Below are 24459 nucleotides of genomic sequence, written 5' to 3'. Positions count from 1 at the left end.
GACAACATGAGCAACGCAGCACAATCAGGCCAAGGGCCGACCTTCTACTTCCACGACTACGAGACCTTCGGGATCAGCCCCGCGAAGGACAGGCCGTCCCAGTTCGCGGGCATTCGCACCGACGCGGATTTCAACCTCATCGGCGAGCCCCTGGTCATCTACTGCAAGCCCCCTGCTGACTACCTGCCGGATCCCGAGGCCTGCCTCATCACCGGCATCACGCCGCAAAAGGCGATGAAGGACGGGTTGTGCGAGGCGGACTTCATTCGCCAGATCCACGAACAGTTCGCGACGCCGAACACCTGCGTGCTCGGTTACAACAGCATCCGCTTCGATGACGAGGTGACCCGCTACACCCTCTATCGCAACTTCTACGACCCTTACGCCTACGCCTGGCAAAACGGCAACTCCCGCTGGGACATCCTCGACATGCTGCGGGCCTGCTACGCCTTGCGTCCGGAGGGGATCACGTGGGCGTTCGATGAAGAGGGCAAGCCGAGCTTTCGCCTCGAAAAATTGACCGTGGCCAACGGCGTGGCCCACGCCAATGCCCACGATGCGCTCTCGGACGTGCTGGCCACCATCGAGATGGCCAAGCTGGTAAAAAAAGCCCAGCCCAAGCTGTTCGGGTATCTCTTCGATCTGCGCAACAAGAACAAGGTCAAGGCCCTCATCGACGTGGTGACCATGAAGCCCCTGGTGCACGTCTCCGGCATGTTCTCCCCCTGGCAGGGGTGCGTGAGCTGGGTGTCGCCACTCGCCTGGCATCCCACCAATCAGAATGCGGTGATCATGGTGGATCTCACCCGCGACCCCACCCCCCTCATCGAGCTCAGCAGCGACGAGATCCGCGAGCGGCTCTACACCAAGAAGGATGAGCTGGGGGATCTGGCCGGCATTCCGGTGAAGCTGGTGCACATCAACAAGTGCCCGGTGCTGGCCCCGGCCGCCACCCTCACGGCCGAGCGGGCGGACGAACTCGGGGTCAATCGGGAGCAGTGTCGCAAGAGCCTGGATCTGCTGCGAGCCCACCCCGAAATACGGGAGAAGCTGGTGGAGGTGTTCAACCAGGAGTTCGCCGGCAGCAACGACAAGGATCCCGACACCCAGCTCTACGCCGGCTTCTTCAGCCACGGCGACAAGGCCAGCATGGATCTGGTGCGCGCCACCCCGGCGGATCTGCTGGGAGAGCGGGAATTTGCCTTCAGCGATCCGCGCCTGCCCGAGATGCTGCTGCGCTATCGTGCCCGCAACTGGCCCCATACCTTGAGCGAAGCCGAACAGAAACGCTGGCGCCTGCACTGCAGCGACTACTTCAGCAGCCGGTTGCCGGATTATGCCGCCCGTCTGGAGGCCCTGGCGGAACAGAACCAGGGGAACGAACGGAACTTCGCCATCCTCAAGAGCCTCTATCGCTACCTCGAAGATCTCTGATATGTGAGTGATTTCACAGTTAAATCCCTGTACGCTGCCCTTGCTCGGGACATAATGAGCAAGGGGAGCCCAGACTCCTGATAATTTGATTATTTGTATCTACGAACGGCAGGACGCCGTGCCATCGACTCTTGGGGATTGCCGATTTGATGCGTTCAGGACTGTCTGTTTTCACCCTTGTGGCCTGTGCCCTGCTGCCCTCGGCTGCCATGGCCAGCGTGCGCTTCGAGGTACCGGACTATCTGCTGCGCCTGCCCGAGCAGACCTACCGGCTCATCGAAAGCAACTTCAGCACCCTCTATCGGCAGACCGATTTCACCCCCCAGATCACCAACAGCTACTTCAACCACTCGGATCTCTACCGCTTCGCCGGCATCCCGATCGCCATCACGCCGCAAAACGGCTTCCAGATGGAGGTGTTCGGTCAGCTCTACAACAAGTCGTCCCAGATCTACGCCCAGATGAGCGAGGATCTCTCCCTCTATCGCACCCTGCGGGTCGACATGATGGGGGATCAGACCGACGAGGTGGCCATCGGCATGGGGCTCGGCATGCCCCTGAGCAAGCGCATGACCCTGAAGGCCCTGGTCTCCAGCAACGAGATCCCGGGCTACGGCTCCTCCAACTATGCCATCGGCATGGAGTGGCACTTCTAGCGCCTCCCCAGGCAACCAGAGACACCAAAAAAGGCTCCCGAGGGAGCCTTTTTATCTGCCTGAACTGACTTTAACGGTACAGCAGCACTCTGCCTTGCCCTGCTTGCAGCGCAATCCGCTGACCCGCGGGGCGCTCATCCCAGAAGTCCTGCCCTCCCGCTGGCACAGAGACCTCCCGCGCAGCGTCTTCCCAGTTGAACAGGCAGAGCAGCTCGCCGCCACCTGGCAGCGCCACCCTGCCACGGCTGAACCCCATGTCATCGAACCGGGCCGCCGGGGCCCGCGCCTCGCACAGGGCCAGCAGCTTGTGCAGCCAGGTCGCCTGCTCGTCATCGAGATCCCGCAGCCTGTCTCCCGCCAGCACCATGCCGCCGCTCGCCACCAGGGCGGCCAGGTGGAACTGGTAGTCCGCCTCAAAGGCACGTTGACTTGGCAAATCCCGCAGGCAGACGCAGTCCGGATCCAGCGCCCACAACCGGTCATTTTGCCAGGCGCGGCAGAAGGCCTCCCGCGCTATCTGGCGAAAACGGGGGCCATGGCGCTCCACGTCGTCGCTCACCCGCATGCCGTGCACCAGCCCCAGACTCGGCCAGATGGGGGCGTTGCAGCCGAGCAGGAAGGCCCCCTCCCCGGCGCCGCGCAGCACCGCCGCCATGCCACGGCGATAGGCCTCGACCCGGGTCGCGCTAGCATCGTGGAACTGACCGCCGTGAATGGTGCCCCAGAAGTTCGCGTCCAGCTTGAAGTAGTGGATCCCCCACTGCTGGCGCAGGGTGCGAAATACCTGCTCGAGATGGGCCTGCACCTCAGGATGGGTGCCATCCAGCACATACCAGGGAGTGCAGCGCCAGCCACCGTAGGTGACCCGCTCCGAGGGGAGCGGCAGACCGTCCTCCCCCTTCACGAACCACTCGGGATGCTGCTGGAATACCCGGGAGCCGGGTTCGGCGATAAAGGGGGCGACCCAGAGCGCCGGCTCACAACCGGCGGCGCGGATCTCGCTGGCGAGCGCCGCCACCCCCTGCTCGAATTTGGCAGACGGCTCAAGCCAGTCCCCCATCCTCGCCTGATAACCGTCATCGATCTGCACATAGCGCAGGCCTGGAAAGCGCGCGGCCCGCTCGGCCAGATTCTCGCGGATGTCGTCCGCGCTCACCTGCGCGTAGTAGTGATACCAGGAGCACCAGCCGCTGGGGCGGGCCTTCACGTCGGCGACCAGGGCCGGGTGTTCGGCGCCAATCCGGCTGGCCAGCTCAGCCAGCAGCGCCTCCCGATCCGGCCCCTCCAGGCAGAGCAGGGCTTCGCTTTGCCAATGCTGGCCCGGGGCCAATGCCCGCCCCTCGCCGTTCATCAGGATCTGCAAACGGCCATCGGGATAGAGCCGAAACTCGCCGCCAAAGCGCTGGCAACTCGTGAACCCCAGCAGCAGCCAGCCCCCCGCTTGCTCCACCAGCAGCAGGTTGTGGATGGTGTGATAACCCTGATCCGCACTGATGCGATAGACGCTCGCGTCCGGGCAGCGTCCGACCGGCTCGGGAGAACGCCAGGTGCCCATGGTCTGGGCCAGCATCTGGAATCCCTCCCCGTAGATGGCGGCATCAGGGCTAATGCCGAGATCGCCATCAAACAACAACCACGTCTGGATTGCCGCCGGCGCCGCACCCGTGTTGTCCAGCCGCACCCGGCACAGGGGGCCATCCCAGGCGGGGGTCTGCAGCAACTGGGTATGGGGGTCAGGCTGGGCGGATAACTGGCGCAGCCGGGACAAGCGCGAGGGGGCCGACATGGGATCTCCTTCTGATGGGCAGGTACGATACGTCTGGTGAATGGAAACGACGCTGGCGCCATTGTATCCCCTGTGGGTCAGTTGGCCCTGTCCTGTTCCCCCCGCGTTCTGTTAAACTGCGACCTCGCTCACAGTTGCCAAGATGAGGCCCCCGTGCTGCTTCAACGCGCCCTGCTCTACCTTCGTGATTTCATGGTCATCATCGCCTGCCTGCTGGCGGGCAAAGCCCTGGCGGCCCTGCTGCCCTTCGCCTTCCCCGGCAGCATCATCGGCATGCTGCTGCTGTTCGTGCTGCTCTCCCTGCAACTCGTCAAGCTGCACTGGGTGGAACAGGGGGCCGGTCTGCTGCTGCGCCACATGGGGGTTTTGTTCGTGCCGGTGGCGGTTGGCCTCGTGGCCTGGCTCGAGCCCCTGCGCCAATCCTTCGGCCTCATCATGCTCTGCGTGGTGCTCGGCATCGTGCTGATCCTCGCCACCGTCGGCCATCTCTACCAGAGGATGAACAAGCAATGATGTTCTGGTTTGCCATTCCCCTGACACTGGCGCTCTATTTCGCCACCCGGGCCCTCTATCGCCGTCTGCCCTGGCCCATCATCAACCCGGTGCTGATCCCGACCCTGGTGATCATCGCCATCCTGCTCCTCTTCAACCTGCCGCTGGCGGAGTACCAGCACGGCACCTTCCCCATCACGGCCCTGCTCGAACCCGCCGTGGTGGCGCTGGCGCTGCCCCTCTATCAGCAGGCGCGCCAGATCCAGGCCAGACTCAAGCCCATACTCGTCTGCACCCTGGCATCCGTGCTGATCTCGGTCTGTACCACCTTAGGCATCGGCCACGTCATGGGGGCGGATCCGGCGCTGCTGGCCTCCCTGGCCACCAAGTCCATCACCACGCCGCTCGCCATGAGTGTCAGCCAGTCCCTTGGCGGCATTCCCGCCATCGCCGCCGCCGTGGTGGTGGTGGTCGGGATCCTGGGGGCCCTCATCGGCTACCCCCTGCTCAAGCTGATGCGGGTCACCGACCCCGAGGCGCAGGGGCTCGCCATGGGGGCCTGCGCCCACGCCATCGGCACCGCCACCTCCGCCGAAAAAGGAGTGACCCAGGGGGCCTTCTCGTCGCTCGCCATGGTGGTCTGCGGGGTGCTCACCGCCGCTGTTGCCCCCCTGCTGTTTGCCCTCTACCACTGGCTCACCTGAAACACCCCACGATGGGAGGAGAGCGCCCCCTGCCCCTCCCATCGCCCGCTCCCTGACTCGTCACGCAGCCATGGCCCCGCCCGGGGTGGGAGCCGCCGCACAGATTGCGAAAGACAAACGTTTCCTTTAACATCCATCGTCCTTTGCCCACCAAGGCGTGAGCGCGCTCACACATTTCAGTGCGCTTGCTCCCTACAATGGCCCCCCAATTGGCCTTTGAGGACACAGTATGCATCCCCGTTTTGCCAAGCCATTCGACACCCTGCCCGCCCCGCTGCAAGCGGCGCTGCGCCCCATGCTGGACGACCAGTTCGCCGCCCGCTTCAGCCCCGAGCAAGTCGCCACCCTGAAAGCCGCCACCGGTCTTGAGGATCGCGCCCTGCGTCTGGCCCTGCTGCCGCTGGCCGCCGCCTGTTCGGTCGCCCCCATCTCCAAATTCTTCGTGGGCGCCATCGCCTGCGGCCTGAGCGGCAGCTGGTATTTCGGCGCCAACATGGAGTTCGCGGGCCCGGGACTGTTCCACTCGGTCCATGCGGAGCAGTCCGCCATCTCCAATGCCTGGCTCGGCGGCGAGACCGGGATCAGTGAGATCACCGTCAACTACACCCCCTGTGGTCACTGCCGCCAGTTCATGAACGAGCTGAGTACCGCCAAGACCCTGAAAGTCTCCCTGCCAGACGACTTGAGCGAGCTGCAATCCTTCCTGCCCCACTCCTTCGGCCCGGCGGATCTCGACATCACCGACGCCCTGATGAGCCCGCAGGCCCACGACGAGCTGGTGCTGAAGACCGACGATCCCCTGTGGCAAGCCGCCCTCGCGGCCGCCCGCCAGAGCTACGCCCCCTACAGTCAGGGCTATGCCGCGGTGGCGCTGCAATTTGCAGACGGCCGCATCTTCTGCGGGCGCTACGCGGAGAACGCCGCCTTCAACCCCAGCCTGCCGCCGATGCAGATGGCCTGCGCCCATGCGGTCCTGAACGGTGAGGATCTCGGCCAGGTGCGCCGCGCCGTGCTGCTGGAGAACGGCAACAGCCCGATCAGCCAGCGGGATGCCGCCCAGTCCACCCTCAAGGCGCTGGGACATGTCGAGCTGGAGTACCGGGCGGTCTGATAGGCCCGTTGAACGCAAGAAGGGGAGCCCATGGCTCCCCTTCTTCATTTAATTTTCAAATACGCTGCGGCTTGTTAGTGATTTTCCAAATGCCTGCCGGGCGTGGCAAGCCCGCCACAGCGGCCAGTCATGACTCCCAGACGATGGTCTCGGCCCCGGCCCAGCGTTCGCCGATGTCGGCGTACTTCTGCTCCAGCAGGTGGCGGCGGATCTTCATGGTGGGGGTCAGCACCCCGTTCTCGATGTTCCAGGGGCTCTTCACCACCAGGATGCCGCGGATCTTGGCGTGGGGTTCCAGCTGGGCGTTGACCCGGTTGCGAGCCGCCTCCAGCTGGGCATTGACGATGGAACGTTCCCCGCGCATGGCGCTCTCGGCGAGCTGCACCAGGGCGACCGGCTGCGGCATGCCATAACCGATGACGCAGAGCTGCTCGATGATGGGTTCCTGCCCCAGCATCCCCTCGATGGGCACGGGGGCCACGTACTTGCCCTTGGCGGTCTTGAACACATCCTTCATGCGCCCGGTGATGGTGAGGTAGCCCTCCTTGTCCAGCTTACCCATGTCGCCGGTGTGCAGCCAGCCCTCCTCATCGATGGCCTCGCGGCTGTGCTCGGGATCCTTGTAGTAACCCAGCATCATGCCCTCGCAGCGGCAGAGGATCTCCCCCTCGTCGGAGATCTTGATGGTCACCCCGGGCCCGGCCTTGCCGACAGTGCCTATCTTGTCTGCCCGGAAGGGGAAATTGAGCGTGGAGAAGGCGTGGTTCTCGGTCATGCCCCAGGCCTCGGTGATCTCGAGGCCGATGCTGTGATACCACGCCAGCAGCGCCGGCGCCACCGGCGCCGAACCGCAGCCCAGCACCCGTGCCTGATCCAGCCCCAATCCCTTTTGCAGCTTGCCCTTGATAAGCCCTGAAATCAGAGGGATCTTGAGCAGCAGCTCGAGCTTCTTCTGGGGCAGCTTCTCGTGGATCTTGATGCGGAACATGGCCCACAGCCGCGGCACCGAGATGAAGACGGTGGGACGGCAGCGTTTGACGTCGTCGATGAAGGTGTCAAGGGACTCGGGGAAGGCAATGGTGGCCCCGCTGAACAGGCTGCCACCGTAGATGTAGACCCGCTCGGTGATGTGGGCCAGCGGCAGGTAGGAGAAGCCGCGATCGGCATCGGTCAGCGCCACCGCCTCCACCAGCTTCTCGCAGGACCAGGCATAGCGCTCCACGCTCAGCATGGCGCCCTTGGGCTTGCCGGTGCTGCCGGAGGTGTAGACCAGGCTCAGCAGGGCATCCGGCGCCTGCATCGGACTGTCAGCAATGGGCTCGTGGGCCTTGAGCAGCGCGTCCCACTGATGGGGGGCCGGCATGGTGTCGTAGGGGAAGGCGATGCGCAGCAAGTCCGTCGGCACCCCCGCCTCCTGGCTCTTCCAGTCATCGAGCTTGCCGACGAAGATCGCCTTGGCCTCGCTGTGGCGCAGCACGTATTCGATGGTATCGACGTTGGCGGTCGGATAGATGGGGACGCTAACATACTGCCCCATCTGCATCGCCAGATCGGCGATGAACCACTGTGCACAGTTCTTGGAGAGCAGGGCCACCTTGTCGCCGGGCTCAAGGCCCAGCTCACGCAGTGCCGTGACCATGCGCCGCGCCTGCTCGGCAACCTCACCCCAGGTGAAATCGACGTATTCGCGGTGAATGGTTTGACGAAGGTAGACCCGATCAGGCGTCTGCCGCTCCCAGTGATAGAGCATCTCGAGCGGCAGTTTGTTGGCAATGCGTGAGGAGGAAGCCATGGTTTATTCCCTGAAACAAAAGGCAAGACTCATTATTAACCTTTTGATAACAATCAGGGAAGCAGAAAACTCAAACTTGTGTTTGAACTGCGAATGGGATCAAGCTTCTACCTGTTGTTGCAGCCGTTTCCACATATCCTGCACCAGCTCCTCGTCCTGCTCGGAGAGCTCTCCCTGCAGGATGGCTTCGTTCAGGCTACGCAACACATAGCTCTTCACGTCCCGCACCAGGGTCTTGCCCTCCAGCTCGGCCCGGGCGACGGCGAGGGAGATATGACCGCGCAGGTAGCCACCCGCAAACAGCTCGTCTTCGCTGGCCGTGGCGACCATGGCGTCGATCAGTCCCAACAACTTGTGTTCAAAATCGTGAATCGTCATTTAACGCAGCCTCATTTCCGGGGTTGCCGGCAAAATAATTCGGGGAGTGGAACCGCGATCCGGTTGATCGCGGCTCTCTGGCGCCAGGCCAGCCGCATCCTTGATGTCCTATTCCGGGTTGGCCACCGGGTAGATGACCTGATCCTTGTATCCGGTGGTTATGCGCAGATAACCACTTAACGACCGGTTCAGTGCCGGGTCATCGGTATCCACCAGCAGCGGACGGCCATCGAGTGCCGCCAGCTTGGCTTTGGTAGCGAGCACCTGGATGTGCTCGCGTCCGACGGTCCGGATCACCTCTGGACTCAGTTGCTGATTTCCGCGCCCGAACAGATGTCCCTGGCCACCGATCAGGGTGATGATCAGGCGGCAGCGACGGCCACGGATCCGGGTCAGGATCTCGGTGGCGGACAGATCCTGCCCGATAAGCCGGCCATTTTCCACCAGATCCACACCGAGCAGGGTATTTTCCAGACCCAGCTCCCCCATGCAGGCAGCCACCGTGCTGCCGGAGCCCATCAAATAGAGGGTGTCGGGCTCCATCTCCTCCACCACGCCGGCGGCGAGATCGGCGAGCACCAGCGCCTCGGACTCCCGCCCGCCCTGCTTGGTGGCCTGCACGTAGCGCAGATCCCCGGGCACCTGCATCTGGCCATAGTGGCGCGCCCGCACCTTGCCGGCCCGGAACGCCTCCTCGTCGATGTCCACCACCTCGGCGTCGATGAGACTCAGCAGTTCACCGGCGATCATCCTGGCGACCACCCGGCCGCTGGCGGCGGGGGTAACCCCGTAGACCCCGGAGTGGATCTTGCACCCCGCCGGGATGCCGAGCACGTGGCAGGACTCCCCCACCGCGGCGCAGATGTCCCGGGCGGTACCGTCGCCACCGGCGAACAGCAGCAGATCCACCTCGGCATCGCGCAGCAGGGCGGCTGCGATGCGGGTGTCGGCGGCGCTGCTCGGGGAGGCTGGCTGATGCACGATGGTATGGGGCAGTTGCAGCGACGCGGCCAGCTCGCCCCCCATCTCCCCCCCGACCGTCAACAGTTCGAAGGGTTGGCTCAGGCCACACAGGGGCAGCAGGGCCTGACGAGCCCGCTCCCGGGCTTTTGGGACTGCACCCCGCGCCAGCGCCTCGGCCACCACGCCGTCACTGCCCTTGAGCCCCACGGCCCCGCCAATGCCGGCGACCGGGTTGATAATAAGCCCTAAACGAAACATGTTTTTCTCCCTCTGGACGCCGCCATTTTATCTGTTCGGCGCGCTGGGACAAGTCAGGTCCGCCTGCTAGAATGCGCTGTTTCAATCGTCAACCACTGTTCAACCAAGGTTCAATCATGCTGGAATGGATTGCTGACCCCTCAGCCTGGGTCGCGCTCGCCACCCTGACCCTGCTCGAGATCGTGCTGGGTATCGACAACATCATCTTCATCTCCATCCTGGTGGGCCGCCTGCCGGAAGCCCAGCGCCAGCGTGCCCGGATCCTGGGCCTCGGCCTCGCCATGGGGACCCGCATCCTGCTGCTGCTCTCCCTCGCCTGGGTGATGCGCCTCACCGAACCGCTCTTCTCCGTGCTGGGCGAAGCCATCTCGGGCCGGGATCTCATCTTGCTGATCGGGGGCCTGTTCCTCATCGCCAAGAGTACCCACGAGATCCACCACAGCCTGGAAGGGGCCGCCGACGAACAGAGCACGGTAAGCAAGGCGGCGGGCTTCATGTCCACCCTGGTGCAGATCGCCATCCTGGACATCATCTTCAGCCTGGACTCGGTCATCACGGCCGTCGGCATGGCGGATCACGTGCCGGTCATGGTGCTGGCCATCATCATCGCGGTTGGCGTCATGATGTTCGCTGCCAAGGCCATCGGTGACTTCGTCGATACCCACCCCACCATCAAGATGCTGGCCCTATCCTTCCTCATCCTGGTCGGGGTCGCCCTGATGGCGGAAGGGCTGGATCTGCACATTCCCAAGGGCTACATCTACTTCGCCATGGCCTTCTCGCTGGTGGTGGAGATGATCAACATTCGCCTGCGGGATCACATGGCGCGCAGCAAATAAGCACGCACAGCCCCCTGGCACCATGAGCGGCCCCATAAAAAAGCGCGACCCAGGGTCGCGCTTTTTGTTGCCAGTGGTGTGATCGCCCGGGCGCTATCGGCCTGACAGCATCTCCCTCAGCCTGCGTTGCGGGTGGCCACCGCATCGGCCAGATTGTGCAGCAACACCTCGGTGTCATCCCAGCTGATGCAGGCATCCGTGATGCTCTGGCCGAAGGTGAGCTCGCAGCCCTCCACCAGATCCTGGCGTCCTTCCACCAGATGGCTCTCCACCATGACCCCGAACACCGCCTGGCTGCCACCGCGCAGCTGGTCGGCCACGTCCTCGGCTACCCGCATCTGGTTCTTGAACTGCTTGCTGCTGTTGGCGTGACTGAAGTCGATCATCACCTTCTGTGGCAGACCGGCCTTGTCCAGCCCCTTCACCACCTCGCTCACATGGGCGGCGCTGTAGTTTGGCTCGCGGCCGCCGCGCAGGATGATGTGGCAATCCGGGTTGCCCGCGGTGGAGACGATGGCGGAGTGGCCGAACTTGGTCACCGACAGGAAGTGGTGCGGGGCGCTGGCGGCACCGATGGCGTCGATGGCCACCTTGATGGTGCCGTCGGTACCGTTCTTGAAGCCCACCGGGCAGGAGAGGCCGGAGGCGAGCTCACGGTGAACCTGGGATTCGGTGGTGCGGGCGCCGATGGCCCCCCAGCTCATCAGATCCGCCATGTACTGCGGGGTGATCATGTCGAGGAATTCGGAGGCGGTGGGCAGCCCCATGTCGTTGAGATCCAGCAGCAGCTTGCGGCCGATGCGCAGGCCGTCGTTGATCTGGCAGCTGTTGTCGAGGTAAGGGTCGTTGATGAGCCCCTTCCAGCCCACGGTGGTGCGCGGCTTCTCGAAGTAGACCCGCATCACGATTTCCAGCTCGCCCTTGAGCTCGTCACGCAACACCTTGAGGCGCTTGCCATATTCCAGTGCGGCGACCGGATCATGGATGGAGCAGGGGCCGATCACCACCAGCAGACGTTGATCTTCACCGGCCAGGATCTGATGAATGGCCTGGCGGGATTCAAACACGGTCTGTGAGGCGTTCTCGGTCGCCGGAAATTTCTCGAGCACCGCAACCGGGGGCAATAACTCTTTGATTTCTTTGATTCTAACGTCGTCGGTTTGATGCTGCATGACCATACTTCCTGCTAAATGACTGCGATTGAGTGATCCCAATCTATTCCTCTATCGAAAGGGTGTAAATAGAAAATTACATGCCTCAACAAAGTATTTTTGCAACTAACCTTGCAAGTTGTTGCAATGCTGCTATTGGCATGCGGGAAAGCAAGAGGCCCGCACGGTGGCGGGCCTCTTGGATGACAACGAGCATGAGATCAGACGGCCTGGCTGATCCCCGCCAGCTTGTCGAAGTAATCCGGGAAGGTCTTGGAGGTACAACCCGGATCATTGATGGTCACCGCCGTATCGGACAGGGCCACCAGGGAGAAGCACATGGCGATGCGGTGATCGTTGTAGGTGTCGATGGCCGCATGCTTGAGGCTGGCAGGCGGAGTGACGGTGATGAAGTCATGCCCCTCCTCCACTTCCACACCCAGTTTGCGTAGCTCGGTGGCCATGGCGTGCAGACGATCCGTCTCCTTCACCCGCCAGTTGTAGATATTGCGAATGGAGGTGAGCCCCTCGGCAAACAGCGCCGTGGTGGCGATGGTCATGGCCGCATCCGGGATCTGGTTCATGTCCATGTCGATGCCGTGCAGGGGAGCCTGCTCGGCCTCGATGAAATCATCCCCCCAGGTGATGCGGGCGCCCATCTTCTCCAGCACGTCGGCGAAGTGAATATCCCCCTGGATGCTGTGCTTGCCGATGCCGGTCACCCGCACTTTGCCCTTGATGGCGCCGGCGGCGAGGAAGTAAGAGGCGCTGGAGGCATCCCCTTCCACCAGGAAGTCACCTGGGCTGACATAGGTCTGGTTGCCCTTGATGTAGAACAGCTTGTAGTCGTCGTGTTCGATGACCACGCCAAACTGCTTCATGATGTGCAGGGTGATGTCGATGTAGGGCTTGGAGACCAGCTCCCCCTTGATGTGGATGCGGGTGTCGCCGGCCGCCATGGGGGCCGCCATCAAAAACGCCGTCAGGAACTGGCTGGAGACGGATCCGTCGATATGGACGTCGCCGCCCCAGAGCCCCTTGGCATCCACCACCAGGGGCGGGAACCCGTCTTTTTTCAGGTACTGGATATGGGCACCGGCTTCGCGCAGGGCATCCACCAGATGACCGATGGGACGCTCCTCCATGCGCGGCTCGCCGCCCAGCATGTATTCACCGGAACCCAGACAGAGCGCGGCGCAGAGGGGGCGCATGGCGGTACCGGCATTGCCGAGGAACAGATTGACCGGATCCTTCACCGCAAAGCTGCGGCCAAGGCCGTGCACCGTACATTCGGTCTTGTCGGCAGACAGCTTGTACTTGACCCCGAGCTGGGTCAGGGCCGCCAGCATGTGACGGATGTCATCGCTGTCGAGCAGGTTGGTCAACCGGGTGGTGCCGCGGGCCAGGGCCGCCAGCAACAGGGCACGGTTAGAGACACTTTTGGAGCCAGGCAGATTGACGACACCGGCCACGCGAGAGATGGGTTCCAGACGCAACGAATTCATAGACTTCCTGTACGACCTCAAATAAATCACCTGACCGGACGTTAACAGCCTCGCCCCTGTGCGGCAATACCGCGCTTGGCACAAATACGGGGCTGGGGGCACAAAGGTCAGGATCCTCTGCAAAAACAGACGCCGGGGAGTCCCCGGCGCCTCACGATGGGGAAAACGCCTCAACCGTGGCGCTTGGCAAAACCGTCCATAAAGCTCACCAGGGCCTTGACCCCTTCCAGCGGCATGGCGTTGTAGAGGCTGGCACGCATGCCACCGACGATGCGGTGCCCCTTGAGCGCCAGCAGGCCGGCGGCCTCCGACTCGGCCAGGAACAGCTTGTCCAGCGCTTCGTTCTTGAGCTGGAATGGCACGTTCATGCGGGAGCGGCAGGCCGCATCCACCTTGTTGCCATAGAAGCTGGAGTCATCGAGATAGCCGTAGAGGAAATCGGCCTTCTCCTTGTTGCGCGCCTCCATGGCCGCCAGACCGCCCTGCTCTTTGAGCCACTCGAACACCAAGCCGGCCAGGTACCAGGCGTAGGTTGGCGGCGTGTTGAACATGGAGTCGTTCTTGGCGGTGAGCTGATAGTCGAAGATGGAAGGCACGTCGGCGCGCGCCTGGTTCAGCAGATCGTCGCGCACGATGGCGATAGCGAGCCCGGATGGCCCTATGTTCTTCTGCGCACCGGCATAGATGACGCCGAAACGACTGACATCGAGGGGACGGGAGAGGATGGTGGAGGAGAGATCCGCCACCAGGGGCACAGATCCTGTGGCCGGGATGTCGAACATCTCGATGCCATCGATGGTTTCGTTCGGGCAGTAGTGCACATAGGCCGCATCGGCACGAAATGCCGGGGCCGGCAGCAGGTGACTGACCCCTTCTGCGTTCTTGGCGACCCCCTCGACGGTCTGGATGTCGCCGAACTTGCGGGCCTCGTCCACCGCACTCGCGGCCCAGACCCCGGTCAGCAGATAGTCGGCTTTTTTATTCGCGCCGCCCAGCAGGTTCATGGGCACGGCGGAGAACTGGCCACGGCCACCGCCGTGCATGAACAGCACCTTGTAGTTGTCCGGCACCGCCAGCAGGTCGCGCAGATCGGCCTCGGCCTTCTCGGCGACCGCCATATAGGGCTTGCCGCGATGGGAAAGCTCCATGACCGAGGCTCCCAGCCCCTGGAAGTTACAAAATTCGCGCTGGGCGCGCTCCATGACTTCGACCGGCAACATGGCGGGGCCGGCGCAGAAGTTGTAAATCGGTTTGCTCATGACGCTTTCCGTGAATGGCTGAGTGTGAATGACGACTCGAACGGTTTTACACGAGAGGCCCCGGTGGGGGCAAAGGCTTTTTGGGATCTGGCGCACCCTTTTTGGGCAGGCATGCCCCCCCTTGGCAGCAGAAAAGCCCTGAACGGGTCAGGGCTTGCAGAGAACATGCAGATAAATGGCCGACTGCTGGCATAAACGCGCAGTCATGCCCCTTTTGACAGCATCATGTCAGCGCATCACAGCTTGGCGGTGAGCTCCGGCAACAAAGTGAAGAGATCCCCCACCAGACCGTAATCCGCCACCTGGAAGATGGGGGCCTCCGCATCCTTGTTGATGGCGACGATCACCTTGGACTCCTTCATCCCCGCCAGGTGCTGGATGGCCCCCGAGATGCCGACCGCAATATAGAGCTCGGGCGCCACTATCTTGCCGGTCTGACCCACCTGCAGATCGTTGGCGACAAAACCCGCGTCCACCGCCGCCCGGGAGGCACCGACCGCCGCCCCCAGCTTGTCTGCCAGCGCCTCGATGAGGGCGAACTGCGCTTTCGAACCCAGTGCCCTGCCCCCTGAGACCACCACCCGCGCCGCGCCGAGCTCGGGACGTGCGGATCGTACCGCCCGCCGCTCGATAAGGCGGGTCCTGCAGCGGATCTCGGGCACGGGCACTGACGAAATGGTGGCCACACTGGTGCCCTGCCCTGCCCCGTCAAAGGCGCTCGCCCGGATGCTGAGCACCTTGATGGCCGCCGAGCTTGTCACCCTGGCGATGGCGTTGCCCGCATAGATGGGACGCAGGAAGGTATCGGCGGACTCGATGGCCGTTACCTCGGAGATCATCTCCACCCCGAGCCTGGCCGCCACCCGCGGCAGCAGATCCTTGCCCTGGCTGCTCGCCGCCATCAGGCAGTGTTGATAATCCCGCGCCAGCGGAGCCAGCAGGGCGTCCACCCCGTCATTGAGCCCCTCCGCCAGCATGGGGTGTTCGGCCAGCAGCACCCTGTCCACCCCCTGCAAGCGGGCGGCCTGCTCCCCCGCCTCGGTCAATCCCTGACCCAGCAGCAGCAGGTGCACCTCGCCGCCGAGTGGCCCGGCCGCCGCCACTACGCGGGCGACGCTGTCGGCCAACTGGCCCTGATGATGTTCGGCAATGATGAGTACGCTCATGGCAGCACCTTGGCTTCGTTCTTGAGTTTGCTTAGCAGCTCGTCCACCGAGCCGACCCGCACTCCTGCACTGCGCACCGGGGGGGCCATCACCCCGAGTACACGGATCTCGCTTTGGGTATCCAGACCCAGAGCCGCCAGGGGTTGGCTCTCCAGGGGCTTGCGCTTGGCCTTCATGATGTTGGGGAGCGAGGCAAAGCGCGGTTCGTTGAGCCGCAGATCCACTGTCACCAGGGCGGGCAGGCCCATGCCGAGGGTTTCGAGCCCGCCGTCAATCTCCCGGGTCACCTGCAGCTCTCCCTCAACCAGCTTGAGGGCGGAGGCGAAAGTGGCCAGGGGCCAGTCGTTGAGGGCGGCGAGCATCTGGCCCACCTGATTGTTGTCAGAATCAATGGATTGCTTGCCAAGCAGCACCAGATCCGGTTGCTCCTGCTCGCACAATTTTTGCAATGCCTGCGCCACCTTGAGGGGGCTCAGGGTCTCGTCGCTCACGTAGTGAAGCGCCCGATCCGCCCCCAGAGCCAGGGCGTGGCGCAGTTGCTCGGCCGCGGCCTCTGGCCCGAAGGTGACCACGATCAGCTCGCTCGCTACCCCGGCTTCGCGCAGCCTCACCCCCTCTTCCACCGCGATCTCACAGAAAGGGTTGATGCCCATCTTCACATTGGCGAGCTCCACATCGGAGCCATCCTGCTTGACCCGGATCTTGACGTTGAAGTCAACGACCCGTTTGACAGCGACCAGCAGCTTCATGTCGGTCTTCCTCGTACCGGTTGAGTGAGTCCATTGCGCCCACTTGCGCGTTAGTGCTTACAAAATGGTTTACGTTTACGTAAACTACCATCACTACCCTAGGCCAAGTCGAGCACAGAGGCAAGATGGAACGCGAAGCAATGGAATTTGATGTCGTCATCGTCGGTGGCGGCCCGGCGGGCCTCAGCGCCGCCATCGCCCTCAAGCAGCAAAGCCCGGCGCTGTCGGTCTGCCTGCTGGAAAAGGGGGCCGAAGTGGGGGCCCACCTGCTCTCCGGCGCCCTGTTCGATCCCGTCGCGCTCAGGGAGCTGCTGCCTGACAGCTGGCAGGAGGCTCCCCTCGGGTTGGCGGTGAGCGACGATCAGGTGCACCTCCTGCAAAACGGAAGCCGCGCCCTGTCACTACCCCACTGGGCGGTGCCACCGCGCATGCACAACGACGGCTGTCACATCATCAGCCTCGGCAACCTCTGCCGCTGGCTGGGCAAGCAGGCCGAAGCCCTCGGGGTCGAGATCTACCCCGGCTTCACCGCCAGCGAGCTCATTCTGGAAGAGGGCAAGGTCAGAGGGGTGATCACCGGCGATCTCGGGCTGGACAGAGACGGCAATCCCAAGGCGGATCACGTACCCGGCATGGCGCTTCATGGCCGCTACACCCTGTTCGCGGAGGGGGCTCGCGGTCATCTCGGCAAGCAACTCATCAAGGAGTTCAACCTGGAAAACGGCGCCCAGCCGCAGCACTACGCCATCGGTTTCAAGGAGTTGTGGCAGGTTCCCGCCAACCAGTCCCACCCCGGCCGGGTGCTGCACGGCAGCGGCTGGCCTCTCACCGAGGATGGGGGCAACAAGAGCCAGGGGGGCTTCTACCTCTATCACCTGGCGGACAACCTGGTGGCGGTGGGTCTCATCGTCGATCTCAACTACCAGAATCCCTGGCTCAGCCCGTTCGACGAGTTCCAGCGCCTCAAGCACCATCCCCTCATTGCCCAGACCCTGACGGGAGGCGAGCGCATCAGCTACGGTGCCCGCGCCATCACCAAGGGAGGCTGGCACTCCCTGCCCCGCATGCACTTTCCCGGCGGCCTGCTCATCGGTTGCGATGCCGGCACCCTGGATTTTTCCCGCATCAAGGGCATCCACACCGCCATGAAGTCCGGCATGTTGGCGGCTGACATTGTCGCCATGCGTCTGCGTGGGGGGGATGAAGGAGGACGGGATCTGGCCGAGTTCGGCGATGCCCTGCAGCAGAGCTGGCTGGCAAGCGAGCTGAAGACCGCCCGCAATTTCGGCGCCGCCCTGCACCGCTGGGGCCCCTGGTTGGGCGGGGCCTTCAACTGGCTGGAGCAGCGGCTCTGGGGCAAGGGCTCCCCCGTGACGCTATTGGACAAGGAGCCGGACTATCGCCAGCTGCGCCTGGCCAGCCGCTGTCAAGCCATCCCCTACCCCAAGCCGGACGGCAGACTCAGTTTTGACAAGCTCTCCTCTGTCTATCTCGCCAACACCAGCCATGACGAGGATCAACCCTGCCACCTCAAGTTGCAGGACGCGAGCATACCGGTGAGCGTCAACCTGCCCACCTGGGCCGAACCCGCCCAACGCTACTGCCCCGCCGGGGTCTTCGAAATCATTGAGGCCGAGCCCCAAGGGACACAGAACCAACCCAGATTGCAGATCAACGCAGCCAACTGCATTCACTGCAAGACCTGCGACATCAAGGATCCCAGCCAGAATATCCTCTGGACCCCCCCGCAAGGTGGCTCGGGGCCCAATTACCCCAATATGTGATGGGAGTTGACGATACACAGGAGCTGCAACATCAAGGATACTCAGTCCCAGCATATCCTCTGGACACCACCGCAAGGCGGCTCGGGGCCCAATTACCCCAATATGTGATGGAAGTTGACGATGCACAGGATCTGCGACATCGAGGATGCTCAGCCCGTCGCAGTCCGGGCTTCGCCATAAGGGGGCGCGAAACGGACCCGTGAGAGATCAACTGGATGATAAAAGGCGACATCGTCACCTTGCTGTCATCCTCTTCTGCCCTCGGCCGACGGGGCCGGAAAACGATGGCGCCAGGGCGGGATCCGCTGCTCCGACCTCGCCGTTTTTTTGAGCAAACAGGCTGAACCCCTGATGAATAGGCCCTGACAAGCGGGGCGCACCCCTGTATAGTTCGCGGCATTCAGGTTGTCCATCGGCCCCGTCATGCTTTCCCATGGATCGCGCTCCGAACGATCCAAGGCCGTATGAACCTGTGCAACCATCCCTGATAACCCATGACTTCTTAAGGGGGACAGATGATCACCGCCTACATCCTCAACAACAAGGTGCTGGACATCGTCACGCTCGGGCCGGACGACATCGTTCCCGACAACACCGTCTGGCTGGATGCCTACAAGCCGGACACGGCGGAGCGAGAATGGTTGACGGGCCTGTTCCTGGAAGAAGTGCCAGACAAGGAAGAGCTGGATGATATCGAGGCATCCGCCCGCTTCTACTGGGACACCGACGGCCTGCACATTCACTCCCTGTTTCCCCAGCGGATCGGTCGTGACACCAAGGGTGTCCACGTCTCCTTCACCCTGCGCCAGAACCTGCTGATCAGCATCCGCGAGGATGACATCGGCCTGGTACGCCTGCTGCGCCATTACATGCGCCAGGACCGGCTGGAGGTGGAAGATGCACTGGATATTCTGCTGGAAGTACAGAACCTGAAAGTGGAATATCTCTCCGATCTCATCGAGGATGGTTACAAAACACTGGAAAATACCGCAGACCAGATTTTTGAACCGGACCAGATCAATCCCATGCTCAAAGAGCTGATGGCCCAGGAAGAGGCCAACGGCCAGATCCGTCTCTCCCTGCACGATACCCGCCGCGCCCTGCGATTCCTCAAACGCAGCCTGCGCCAGCGCATGACCGGCGAGCAGAACAAGTGGATCGACGAGATGCTCCATGACGTGGAGTCCCTGCTGCCCCACACCCAGTTCCTGTTCGACAAGATCAACTTCCAGCTGGAGGCCTCCATGGGGGTGACCAATCTGGAGCAGAACAAGGTGATCAAGATCTTCTCGGTAGCCGCGGTGATCTTCCTGCCACCGACCCTGATCGCCAGCATCTACGGCATGAACTTCGGCCGGATGCCGGAGCTCGCCTGGGAATATGGCTATCCGCTCTCGCTGGTGCTGATGGTGATGTCATCCCTCGGCACCGGCCTCTTCTTCAAACGCAAGGGCTGGCTCTGATCTGCCGGGTGGCCGCAGGCTTGAAACAGATCGGGGAGCCAAGGCTCCCCGATTAATTCCAGCCGGCTTCCTGCCTTGTAAAGGCCAGGCCCCTGCCCCATATCCCCAGGTATCACTCACCCGATGCGGAGCAGACCGGGCCCCATGACCCTCTACCCCGAACACCGATATGACGATCACGGCCAGCTGCGCCCCCCGCTCTGGTTCTGGCCCATCGCCCTGCTGCTGACCCGCTCGGTCTGGCTGTTTCTGATGGCCGGGGTCACCCGCGAGAGCGGCAGCGCCATCCTGACCCTGTTCTATCCGGACCGGCTCAGCCTCTATCTCGGCCTCTTGAGCGACCTGCCCGCCATGCTGGCCCTGCTCGCCTACGGCGGTACCCATCAGCAGACGCAGAGCATCCGCGCCTGGCTCAGACGACACAGCCGCGGCCTGCTGCTCTGCTCCACCCTGAGCGGCCTGGCGCTGCAACTGCACAGCCTCAACTTGCAGAAGTGGTCCTTCAGCTGGCCGACGGCCCTGGTGCTCATCGGCAGCCTGTGGGCACTCTGGTACCTGCTCAGGAGCCGTCAGCTGCGCGAATATGCGGTGGATCAGCCCCACGCCGGGAGTTGATCCGCGCCATTCACTCTGAGTGATCAAACAGGTCGAGAGGGGATGTGCCGGGCCGCCTATTGACGGCTGACCCGGATCTGCAGCCTCTGGCGCTCGCCGCCGCTGGTTGTGCTTATCCCCGACGGATTGGCGATTGCCGCCCCCTGGCTCCCCTGTGTGGTGGCAAGCTCCCCCACCGTCAACCACTCGCCGGGGGCACCGCTCACCTCGGTGGCGCTCTGCCCAGTCTTGATGTCACCCCGCTCCAGCCTCGCCTGCTCGCTGCCAAGGGCGATCTGCACCCGCTCCCCCACCAGGGTAGCGGTGGCGTAGAGGCCGTTCACCAGCGGCACCATGCCCACCACCCGCCCTCCCCGCCAGCGATAGAAGGTGACTGGTTGATAGGATCCCATCTGCAGCAACACGGGACGCCCGGAGAGGCCGCGCACCTGCCAGCTGTCACTCTGAGTGCGCTGGTACTGCTCTGCCCTTCCCTCCAGCAACCATTGCCGTCTGGCGTTGTCATTGCCGATCCCCACTCCCAGTTGCTGACTGCTCGAAGCGCCCTCCACCCGCCATTCGATGAGCAGGCTCTGGGGCGGCTGGTTGAGCTTGGTCAGCAGGGTCTCGGCCTCCTGCAACTGGGCGGGCGTGCCGCTTAGCACCAGCTGGTTGCCCATGGCGCTCACCCCGAGCTCCGGGTAGATCTCTCTGAGCGTCTGCACCATGGCCTCGGCCTCGAACACGGGCACCACCTTGACCTCGGCCCGCAAGGGCAGTGCCCAGAGCCAGCACATACAGATTATCCAGCTGCCACCTCTCATCACCCTCTCCCCCACTTTTCTCACCCTCATGAATGCATCATCGACCATGGACGGCCAATTGCAACGAGTCCGTGGCAAGCGGCCACCCGGGTTCGCGTGCCATGGCTGAAAAGGCTTCATTCGCATGCTTTTTTGGCCTCTGAGTACGGTGCAAAAAAGAGACTCATTGAGAGACCAATCAATACAAATAAAAATGGTTATCATTTGTTGTCACAACAAGATCGCTCGGATACAATTCGGACTCATTTTTTCGAGCAGCCTCTGATGAAGCCAGATCCTGTCGTCTCCCGTACCCCTGCCACCATCCATCTGGCCATGTTGATCAACATGCTCTCCATGGGCAGCATGATGATGGTGATGCCACTTGGGCCCGATCTGGTCACCAGCCTCGGCATGCAGTCGGAGCAGACCGGCTACTTCAGCGGCGGCGCCACCCTGGGGGCTGCGCTCATGGGGATCCTGGCCGCCCCCTGGCTCGATCGCTTCAATCGCAAACCCGCCTTGATCCTGTTGCTGACCCTGCGCTTCCTGTTGCTGATGGCCTGCGCCCTGGTGCAAGACAGCCAGCAGTTGCTGCTGCTGTTCATCCTGTCGGGCTGCGTGGCCGGCCCCCTCGCCGCCATCCTGATGGCCGCCGTGCTGGATCTGGTCCCCCCGGCGGAGCGCGGACGCCGTCTCGCCTACGTGGGCATGGCGTTTTCGCTGGCCGCCATCCTGGTCGTGCCCGCCGCCCTGACCCTGGCCCAGTGGCTTGGCTGGCAGAGCCCCTTCCTGCTGTTTGGTGCCTGTGGCCTGCTGCTGGCCCTGGTGAGCAGCCGTCTGCTGCCCTCCCTGCCGGTCAGCCCTGCTCCCCATGGCAAGGGACTGCGACAGTTGCTCGCCTCCCCCCTCTGTCAGGGAGCCCTCGTCATCCTCTGTTTGCAGATGTTCGGCCACTTCCTGCTGATCCCGCACTTCGCCAACTATTTCCAGTTCAATCTGGGCTTCCCACGCCAGCAGATCGCCGCCCTTTATCTCTGTGGCGGCCTCGCCAGCATGGCCACCATGCGCCTGTGCGGTGGCTGGATCGATCAAGGGCGTGCCCAGGGCGCCATCCTGCTCACCAGCCTGCTGCTGGCCCTGGTCACCCTGCTCGGCTTCGCCCTGCCGGCGGGCTTGCCCATCTATCTGCTGTTTACCCTCTTCATGGCGCTCAGTTCGGCTCGCGCCAGCACCACACTGGCCATCACGGCGGCCATTCCGGCTCCCCATCAGCGCGCCGCCTTCATGTCATTCCAGGGCACGGTCACCAATGTGGCGGCCGGCCTTGGCAGCTTGCTCTCCGCCAGTTACCTGGTATCGGACGAGCAAGGCGCCCTGCACGGCTTCGCCGAGCTGGCCTGGTTCAATATTGCCTGCGGCCTGTTGGCCTGCGCCGGCGTCTGGTTCCTCATCAGGGGGCTGGAGCGGATAAAGAATAACAATAACCCCGCGTCTGGCATCGCCAGACAAGGAAGTCAGTGAGCAGTCGGACCAGAAGAGTCCGACCCAAATAACCTCTGTTTTTCATGGAGCTTTAACAATGCAGTTGCAGCACGGCGTATTTAAATTAAACCCCATCCTGCTCTCCCTCGGGCTGATGGCCCTGCCGGGTCTGGCCCAGGCCGAGACGGTCAAGGCCAACGAGACCGTGGTCGTCACCGCGACCCAGACCAAGCACACCGAGTTCACCGCCCCGGCGAGCGTCTCCGTGGTGACCCGCGCAGACATCGACAAGATGAACGTGAACAACATCGGCGATGCGCTCAAGCATGTGCCCGGCGTCAACATCATTGCCACCAACCCCACCGGTCGCAACGAGATCAAGATCCGTGGCATGGGCGGTGACTACACCCTGCTGCTGATCAACGGCAAGCGCGTCAACGCCCGCGAAACCCTGGGCAGCGCCTATGGCAACGACTTCGACCTGAGCTCCATCCCCATGGCGGCCATCGAGCGCATCGAAGTGATCCGCGGCCCCGTCTCCTCCCTGTACGGTGCCGATGCACTGGGGGGCGTGGTCAACGTGATCCTGCGCCAGGCCAAGGAGCAGACCGAAGCCGCCGTCAGCTACACCCACAGCATGCCCACCAAGGGGGATGGCGGTGACGCCAACCAGGGCAGCGCCTATGTGTCCGGTGCCCTCATCGACAACAAGCTGCTCGGCAACATCGTGGTCGAAGGCTACCAGCGGGATCGCTGGAAGAGCGATCAGAGCAACAACCCGGACGCCGACGCTCTGGAAAAACGGGAAGTGGTCAACGTGCTGACCGGCCTGAAATGGCTGGTGTCCGACAACCAGGACATCGACTTCGATCTGGGCTACAACCAGAACGACATGGACAGCTACTTCAACAACGTACCCCGTGCCCCGACCGCACCAGCCACCCCCCACAACGTGCAGAACCTGGATCGCCTGAGCCTGGGCGTGACCCACAACGGCCGCTGGGAGCACTTCGACAGCCGTCTGCGCTACTACTTCGAGCAGACCGACCTGATGGACGACTCCCAGCTCAACGGTGGCGCCGCCGATGTGACCCAGACCAACAACACCGTCGACGGTCAGGTCAGCGGCTACCTCGGGGATCACCTGCTCACTTCGGGTGCCGAGTTCCGCAAGACCGAGCTGGAGCACAGCCGCAACATCACCAACGGCAGCGTGGATGCCTCCCAGAGCGCCGTCTACCTGCAGGACGAGTTCAGCTTCGGTGATCTGGCCCTGACCCTCTCCGGCCGTCTGGATCACCACGAGACCTATGGCAACGAGTTCAGCCCCCGTGCCTACGCCCTCTACACCCTGACCGACGAGTGGGTGATCAAGGGCGGCGCCGGCAAGGCGTTCAAGGCCCCGACCCTGGCGCAATCCAGCGAAGGTTTCTCCACCACCGCCTGCCGCGGCGCCTGCCAGGTCATCGGCAACCCGGATCTGAAACCGGAAACCGCCGTCAGCTATGAGCTGGGTACCGCCTACGAGAGCGCTCGCTTCGGCGCTGGCGTCACCGGCTTCCACAACGACATCGAGGATCTGATCCAGAGCGATCAGTGGGGCCCGGGCTACCGTCCGAGCGTCATGACCTACCTCAACGTCAAGAAGGCGCGGGTCAAGGGTCTGGAGCTGACCGGCTGGGTTGACGTGCTGGACAACGTACAGCTGACCGGTAACTGGACCCTGCTGGACTCCGAAGACAAGAGCACCGGCGAGGATCTGGCCAAGACCCCGGATCACACCGGCAACATCGGCCTGGATTGGCAGGCGAGCGACGTGGTCAGCGCCAACCTGGCCTGGCAGTACGTGGGCAGCCAGATCATCAAGGTGCCGGCCCGCAACGCCCAGGCGTTCAAATCCGAGCACTACCAGACCCTGGACGTGAACACCAACTGGAAGGTCACGCCGGCCCTGGACTTCAAGCTCGGCATCACCAACCTCACCAACACCCAGCGTGATGAAGTGGCCACCGACGCCGACTTCATCCTGGAAGGTCGTACCGTCTACGCCGGGATCGATTACAAGCTGTAATCCCCCCCTGTGGGAG

At 63.1% G+C, this 24459-nt stretch carries 22 protein-coding genes; 12 read left to right on the top strand and 10 right to left on the bottom strand.

Features of this window, described 5'->3' with window-relative positions; translation table 11 throughout:
- Positions 1-6 precede the first annotated feature (6 nt).
- Both sbcB and ABNP46_RS08655 read left to right on the top strand, forming a co-directional pair.
- Positions 7-1434 carry an exodeoxyribonuclease I gene (sbcB, locus tag ABNP46_RS08660; RefSeq protein ID WP_349922439.1) on the top strand — a complete coding sequence of 476 codons (1428 nt, stop codon included), beginning with the start codon at positions 7-9 and terminating at the stop codon, positions 1432-1434.
- Between the two features lie 149 nt (positions 1435-1583).
- Positions 1584-2090: a hypothetical protein gene (locus ABNP46_RS08655; protein WP_349921990.1), complete on the top strand. Its 507-nt coding sequence runs from the start codon at positions 1584-1586 to the stop codon at positions 2088-2090.
- A 70-nt stretch (positions 2091-2160) separates the two neighbouring features.
- Here the strand turns inward: ABNP46_RS08655 and ABNP46_RS08650 are convergent, their stop codons facing one another.
- Positions 2161-3876 carry a glycoside hydrolase family 36 protein gene (locus ABNP46_RS08650; protein WP_349921989.1) on the bottom strand — a complete coding sequence of 572 codons (1716 nt, stop codon included), beginning with the start codon at positions 3874-3876 and terminating at the stop codon, positions 2161-2163.
- 153 nt (positions 3877-4029) lie between these two features.
- Between ABNP46_RS08650 and ABNP46_RS08645 the strand changes: the two genes are divergently transcribed.
- The 3 genes from ABNP46_RS08645 (at position 4030) to cdd (ending at position 6183) form a co-directional block, all read left to right on the top strand.
- Positions 4030-4389, top strand: a complete 360-nt coding sequence (locus ABNP46_RS08645) for a CidA/LrgA family protein (RefSeq protein WP_349921988.1) — start codon at positions 4030-4032, stop codon at positions 4387-4389.
- Positions 4386-5072, top strand: coding sequence for an LrgB family protein (locus ABNP46_RS08640; protein ID WP_349921987.1), 687 nt, complete (start codon positions 4386-4388; stop codon positions 5070-5072). The genes ABNP46_RS08645 and ABNP46_RS08640 overlap by 4 nt, the downstream gene beginning before the upstream one ends.
- A 229-nt stretch (positions 5073-5301) precedes the next feature.
- Positions 5302-6183 carry a cytidine deaminase gene (gene cdd, locus ABNP46_RS08635; protein WP_349921986.1) on the top strand — a complete coding sequence of 294 codons (882 nt, stop codon included), beginning with the start codon at positions 5302-5304 and terminating at the stop codon, positions 6181-6183.
- Between the two features lie 127 nt (positions 6184-6310).
- Here the strand turns inward: cdd and ABNP46_RS08630 are convergent, their stop codons facing one another.
- From ABNP46_RS08630 to ABNP46_RS08620, 3 genes are all read right to left on the bottom strand, one after another.
- On the bottom strand, positions 6311-7975 hold the full coding sequence (locus tag ABNP46_RS08630) for an AMP-binding protein (protein WP_349921985.1): 1665 nt from the start codon (positions 7973-7975) through the stop codon (positions 6311-6313).
- 99 nt (positions 7976-8074) lie between these two features.
- Positions 8075-8353 (bottom strand): YfcL family protein, encoded by a 279-nt coding sequence (locus ABNP46_RS08625; protein WP_349921984.1) that lies wholly within the window; start codon positions 8351-8353, stop codon positions 8075-8077.
- A 108-nt stretch (positions 8354-8461) separates the two neighbouring features.
- A complete protein-coding gene (locus ABNP46_RS08620; protein ID WP_349921983.1) occupies positions 8462-9574 on the bottom strand; it encodes an ATP-NAD kinase family protein in 1113 nt (370 codons plus the stop codon).
- Positions 9575-9690: 116 nt separating this feature from the next.
- Between ABNP46_RS08620 and ABNP46_RS08615 the strand changes: the two genes are divergently transcribed.
- Positions 9691-10413, top strand: a complete 723-nt coding sequence (locus ABNP46_RS08615; protein ID WP_434476185.1) for a TerC family protein — start codon at positions 9691-9693, stop codon at positions 10411-10413.
- Positions 10414-10529: 116 nt separating this feature from the next.
- Here ABNP46_RS08615 and aroG read toward each other — a convergent pair whose 3' ends face one another.
- The 5 genes from aroG to ABNP46_RS08590 all read right to left on the bottom strand — a co-directional run bounded on the left by aroG (position 10530) and on the right by ABNP46_RS08590 (position 16243).
- Positions 10530-11585 (bottom strand): 3-deoxy-7-phosphoheptulonate synthase AroG, encoded by a 1056-nt coding sequence (gene aroG / locus ABNP46_RS08610; RefSeq protein ID WP_349921981.1) that lies wholly within the window; start codon positions 11583-11585, stop codon positions 10530-10532.
- A 200-nt stretch (positions 11586-11785) separates the two neighbouring features.
- Positions 11786-13069 (bottom strand): 3-phosphoshikimate 1-carboxyvinyltransferase, encoded by a 1284-nt coding sequence (aroA, locus tag ABNP46_RS08605; protein WP_349921980.1) that lies wholly within the window; start codon positions 13067-13069, stop codon positions 11786-11788.
- 170 nt (positions 13070-13239) lie between these two features.
- On the bottom strand, positions 13240-14328 hold the full coding sequence (gene serC, locus ABNP46_RS08600) for a 3-phosphoserine/phosphohydroxythreonine transaminase (protein WP_349921979.1): 1089 nt from the start codon (positions 14326-14328) through the stop codon (positions 13240-13242).
- A gap of 236 nt (positions 14329-14564) precedes the next feature.
- Positions 14565-15494: an electron transfer flavoprotein subunit alpha/FixB family protein gene (locus ABNP46_RS08595; RefSeq protein WP_349921978.1), complete on the bottom strand. Its 930-nt coding sequence runs from the start codon at positions 15492-15494 to the stop codon at positions 14565-14567.
- On the bottom strand, positions 15491-16243 hold the full coding sequence (locus tag ABNP46_RS08590) for an electron transfer flavoprotein subunit beta/FixA family protein (protein WP_349921977.1): 753 nt from the start codon (positions 16241-16243) through the stop codon (positions 15491-15493). Before ABNP46_RS08590 ends, ABNP46_RS08595 begins: the two co-directional genes overlap by 4 nt.
- 125 nt (positions 16244-16368) lie before the next feature.
- On the opposite strand from ABNP46_RS08590, the gene ABNP46_RS08585 reads away from it, so the two are divergent.
- The 4 genes from ABNP46_RS08585 to ABNP46_RS08570 all read left to right on the top strand — a co-directional run bounded on the left by ABNP46_RS08585 (position 16369) and on the right by ABNP46_RS08570 (position 20105).
- On the top strand, positions 16369-18027 hold the full coding sequence (locus tag ABNP46_RS08585) for an electron transfer flavoprotein-ubiquinone oxidoreductase (RefSeq protein ID WP_349921976.1): 1659 nt from the start codon (positions 16369-16371) through the stop codon (positions 18025-18027).
- Between the two features lie 6 nt (positions 18028-18033).
- Positions 18034-18135, top strand: a complete 102-nt coding sequence (locus tag ABNP46_RS08580) for a 4Fe-4S dicluster domain-containing protein (protein WP_349921975.1) — start codon at positions 18034-18036, stop codon at positions 18133-18135.
- 407 nt (positions 18136-18542) lie between these two features.
- Positions 18543-19490 carry a magnesium/cobalt transporter CorA gene (gene corA, locus ABNP46_RS08575; RefSeq protein ID WP_349921974.1) on the top strand — a complete coding sequence of 316 codons (948 nt, stop codon included), beginning with the start codon at positions 18543-18545 and terminating at the stop codon, positions 19488-19490.
- A 144-nt stretch (positions 19491-19634) separates the two neighbouring features.
- Positions 19635-20105 (top strand): DUF2919 domain-containing protein, encoded by a 471-nt coding sequence (locus ABNP46_RS08570; RefSeq protein ID WP_349922438.1) that lies wholly within the window; start codon positions 19635-19637, stop codon positions 20103-20105.
- A gap of 56 nt (positions 20106-20161) precedes the next feature.
- Here the strand turns inward: ABNP46_RS08570 and ABNP46_RS08565 are convergent, their stop codons facing one another.
- On the bottom strand, positions 20162-20881 hold the full coding sequence (locus tag ABNP46_RS08565) for a hypothetical protein (protein WP_434476184.1): 720 nt from the start codon (positions 20879-20881) through the stop codon (positions 20162-20164).
- 291 nt (positions 20882-21172) lie between these two features.
- Here ABNP46_RS08565 and ABNP46_RS08560 point away from each other — a divergent pair, with 291 nt between their 5' ends.
- Positions 21173-22411, top strand: coding sequence for an MFS transporter (locus ABNP46_RS08560; protein WP_349921972.1), 1239 nt, complete (start codon positions 21173-21175; stop codon positions 22409-22411).
- 58 nt (positions 22412-22469) lie between these two features.
- Complete coding sequence (locus tag ABNP46_RS08555) at positions 22470-24443, top strand: siderophore amonabactin TonB-dependent receptor (RefSeq protein ID WP_349921971.1); 1974 nt, start codon at positions 22470-22472, stop codon at positions 24441-24443.
- Positions 24444-24459 lie beyond the last annotated feature (16 nt).

The sequence above is a fragment of the Aeromonas veronii genome, assembly GCF_040215105.1.
Classification (GTDB): domain Bacteria; phylum Pseudomonadota; class Gammaproteobacteria; order Enterobacterales; family Aeromonadaceae; genus Aeromonas; species Aeromonas veronii_G.
The sequence above is the reverse complement of the archived record's forward strand: the minus strand, read 5'-3'. Positions and strand labels throughout refer to the sequence as shown.

Excerpts from the sequence above, each read along its gene's own strand:
- ABNP46_RS08560 (WP_349921972.1), top strand. The coding sequence starts at position 21,173 with ATGAAGCCAGATCCTGTCGTCTCCCGTACCCCTGCCACCATCCATCTG.
- ABNP46_RS08655 (WP_349921990.1), top strand. The coding sequence starts at position 1,584 with ATGCGTTCAGGACTGTCTGTTTTCACCCTTGTGGCCTGTGCCCTGCTG.
- ABNP46_RS08625 (WP_349921984.1), bottom strand. The coding sequence starts at position 8,353 with ATGACGATTCACGATTTTGAACACAAGTTGTTGGGACTGATCGACGCC.
- ABNP46_RS08590 (WP_349921977.1), bottom strand. The coding sequence starts at position 16,243 with ATGAAGCTGCTGGTCGCTGTCAAACGGGTCGTTGACTTCAACGTCAAG.
- ABNP46_RS08585 (WP_349921976.1), top strand. The coding sequence starts at position 16,369 with ATGGAACGCGAAGCAATGGAATTTGATGTCGTCATCGTCGGTGGCGGC.
- ABNP46_RS08570 (WP_349922438.1), top strand. The coding sequence starts at position 19,635 with ATGACCCTCTACCCCGAACACCGATATGACGATCACGGCCAGCTGCGC.
- ABNP46_RS08650 (WP_349921989.1), bottom strand. The coding sequence starts at position 3,876 with ATGTCGGCCCCCTCGCGCTTGTCCCGGCTGCGCCAGTTATCCGCCCAG.
- ABNP46_RS08630 (WP_349921985.1), bottom strand. The coding sequence starts at position 7,975 with ATGGCTTCCTCCTCACGCATTGCCAACAAACTGCCGCTCGAGATGCTC.
- ABNP46_RS08615 (WP_434476185.1), top strand. The coding sequence starts at position 9,691 with ATGCTGGAATGGATTGCTGACCCCTCAGCCTGGGTCGCGCTCGCCACC.
- aroA (WP_349921980.1), bottom strand. The coding sequence starts at position 13,069 with ATGAATTCGTTGCGTCTGGAACCCATCTCTCGCGTGGCCGGTGTCGTC.
- cdd (WP_349921986.1), top strand. The coding sequence starts at position 5,302 with ATGCATCCCCGTTTTGCCAAGCCATTCGACACCCTGCCCGCCCCGCTG.
- ABNP46_RS08640 (WP_349921987.1), top strand. The coding sequence starts at position 4,386 with ATGATGTTCTGGTTTGCCATTCCCCTGACACTGGCGCTCTATTTCGCC.
- sbcB (WP_349922439.1), top strand. The coding sequence starts at position 7 with ATGAGCAACGCAGCACAATCAGGCCAAGGGCCGACCTTCTACTTCCAC.
- ABNP46_RS08620 (WP_349921983.1), bottom strand. The coding sequence starts at position 9,574 with ATGTTTCGTTTAGGGCTTATTATCAACCCGGTCGCCGGCATTGGCGGG.
- ABNP46_RS08595 (WP_349921978.1), bottom strand. The coding sequence starts at position 15,494 with ATGAGCGTACTCATCATTGCCGAACATCATCAGGGCCAGTTGGCCGAC.
- aroG (WP_349921981.1), bottom strand. The coding sequence starts at position 11,585 with ATGCAGCATCAAACCGACGACGTTAGAATCAAAGAAATCAAAGAGTTA.
- corA (WP_349921974.1), top strand. The coding sequence starts at position 18,543 with ATGATCACCGCCTACATCCTCAACAACAAGGTGCTGGACATCGTCACG.
- ABNP46_RS08565 (WP_434476184.1), bottom strand. The coding sequence starts at position 20,881 with ATGTGCTGGCTCTGGGCACTGCCCTTGCGGGCCGAGGTCAAGGTGGTG.
- ABNP46_RS08555 (WP_349921971.1), top strand. The coding sequence starts at position 22,470 with ATGCAGTTGCAGCACGGCGTATTTAAATTAAACCCCATCCTGCTCTCC.
- serC (WP_349921979.1), bottom strand. The coding sequence starts at position 14,328 with ATGAGCAAACCGATTTACAACTTCTGCGCCGGCCCCGCCATGTTGCCG.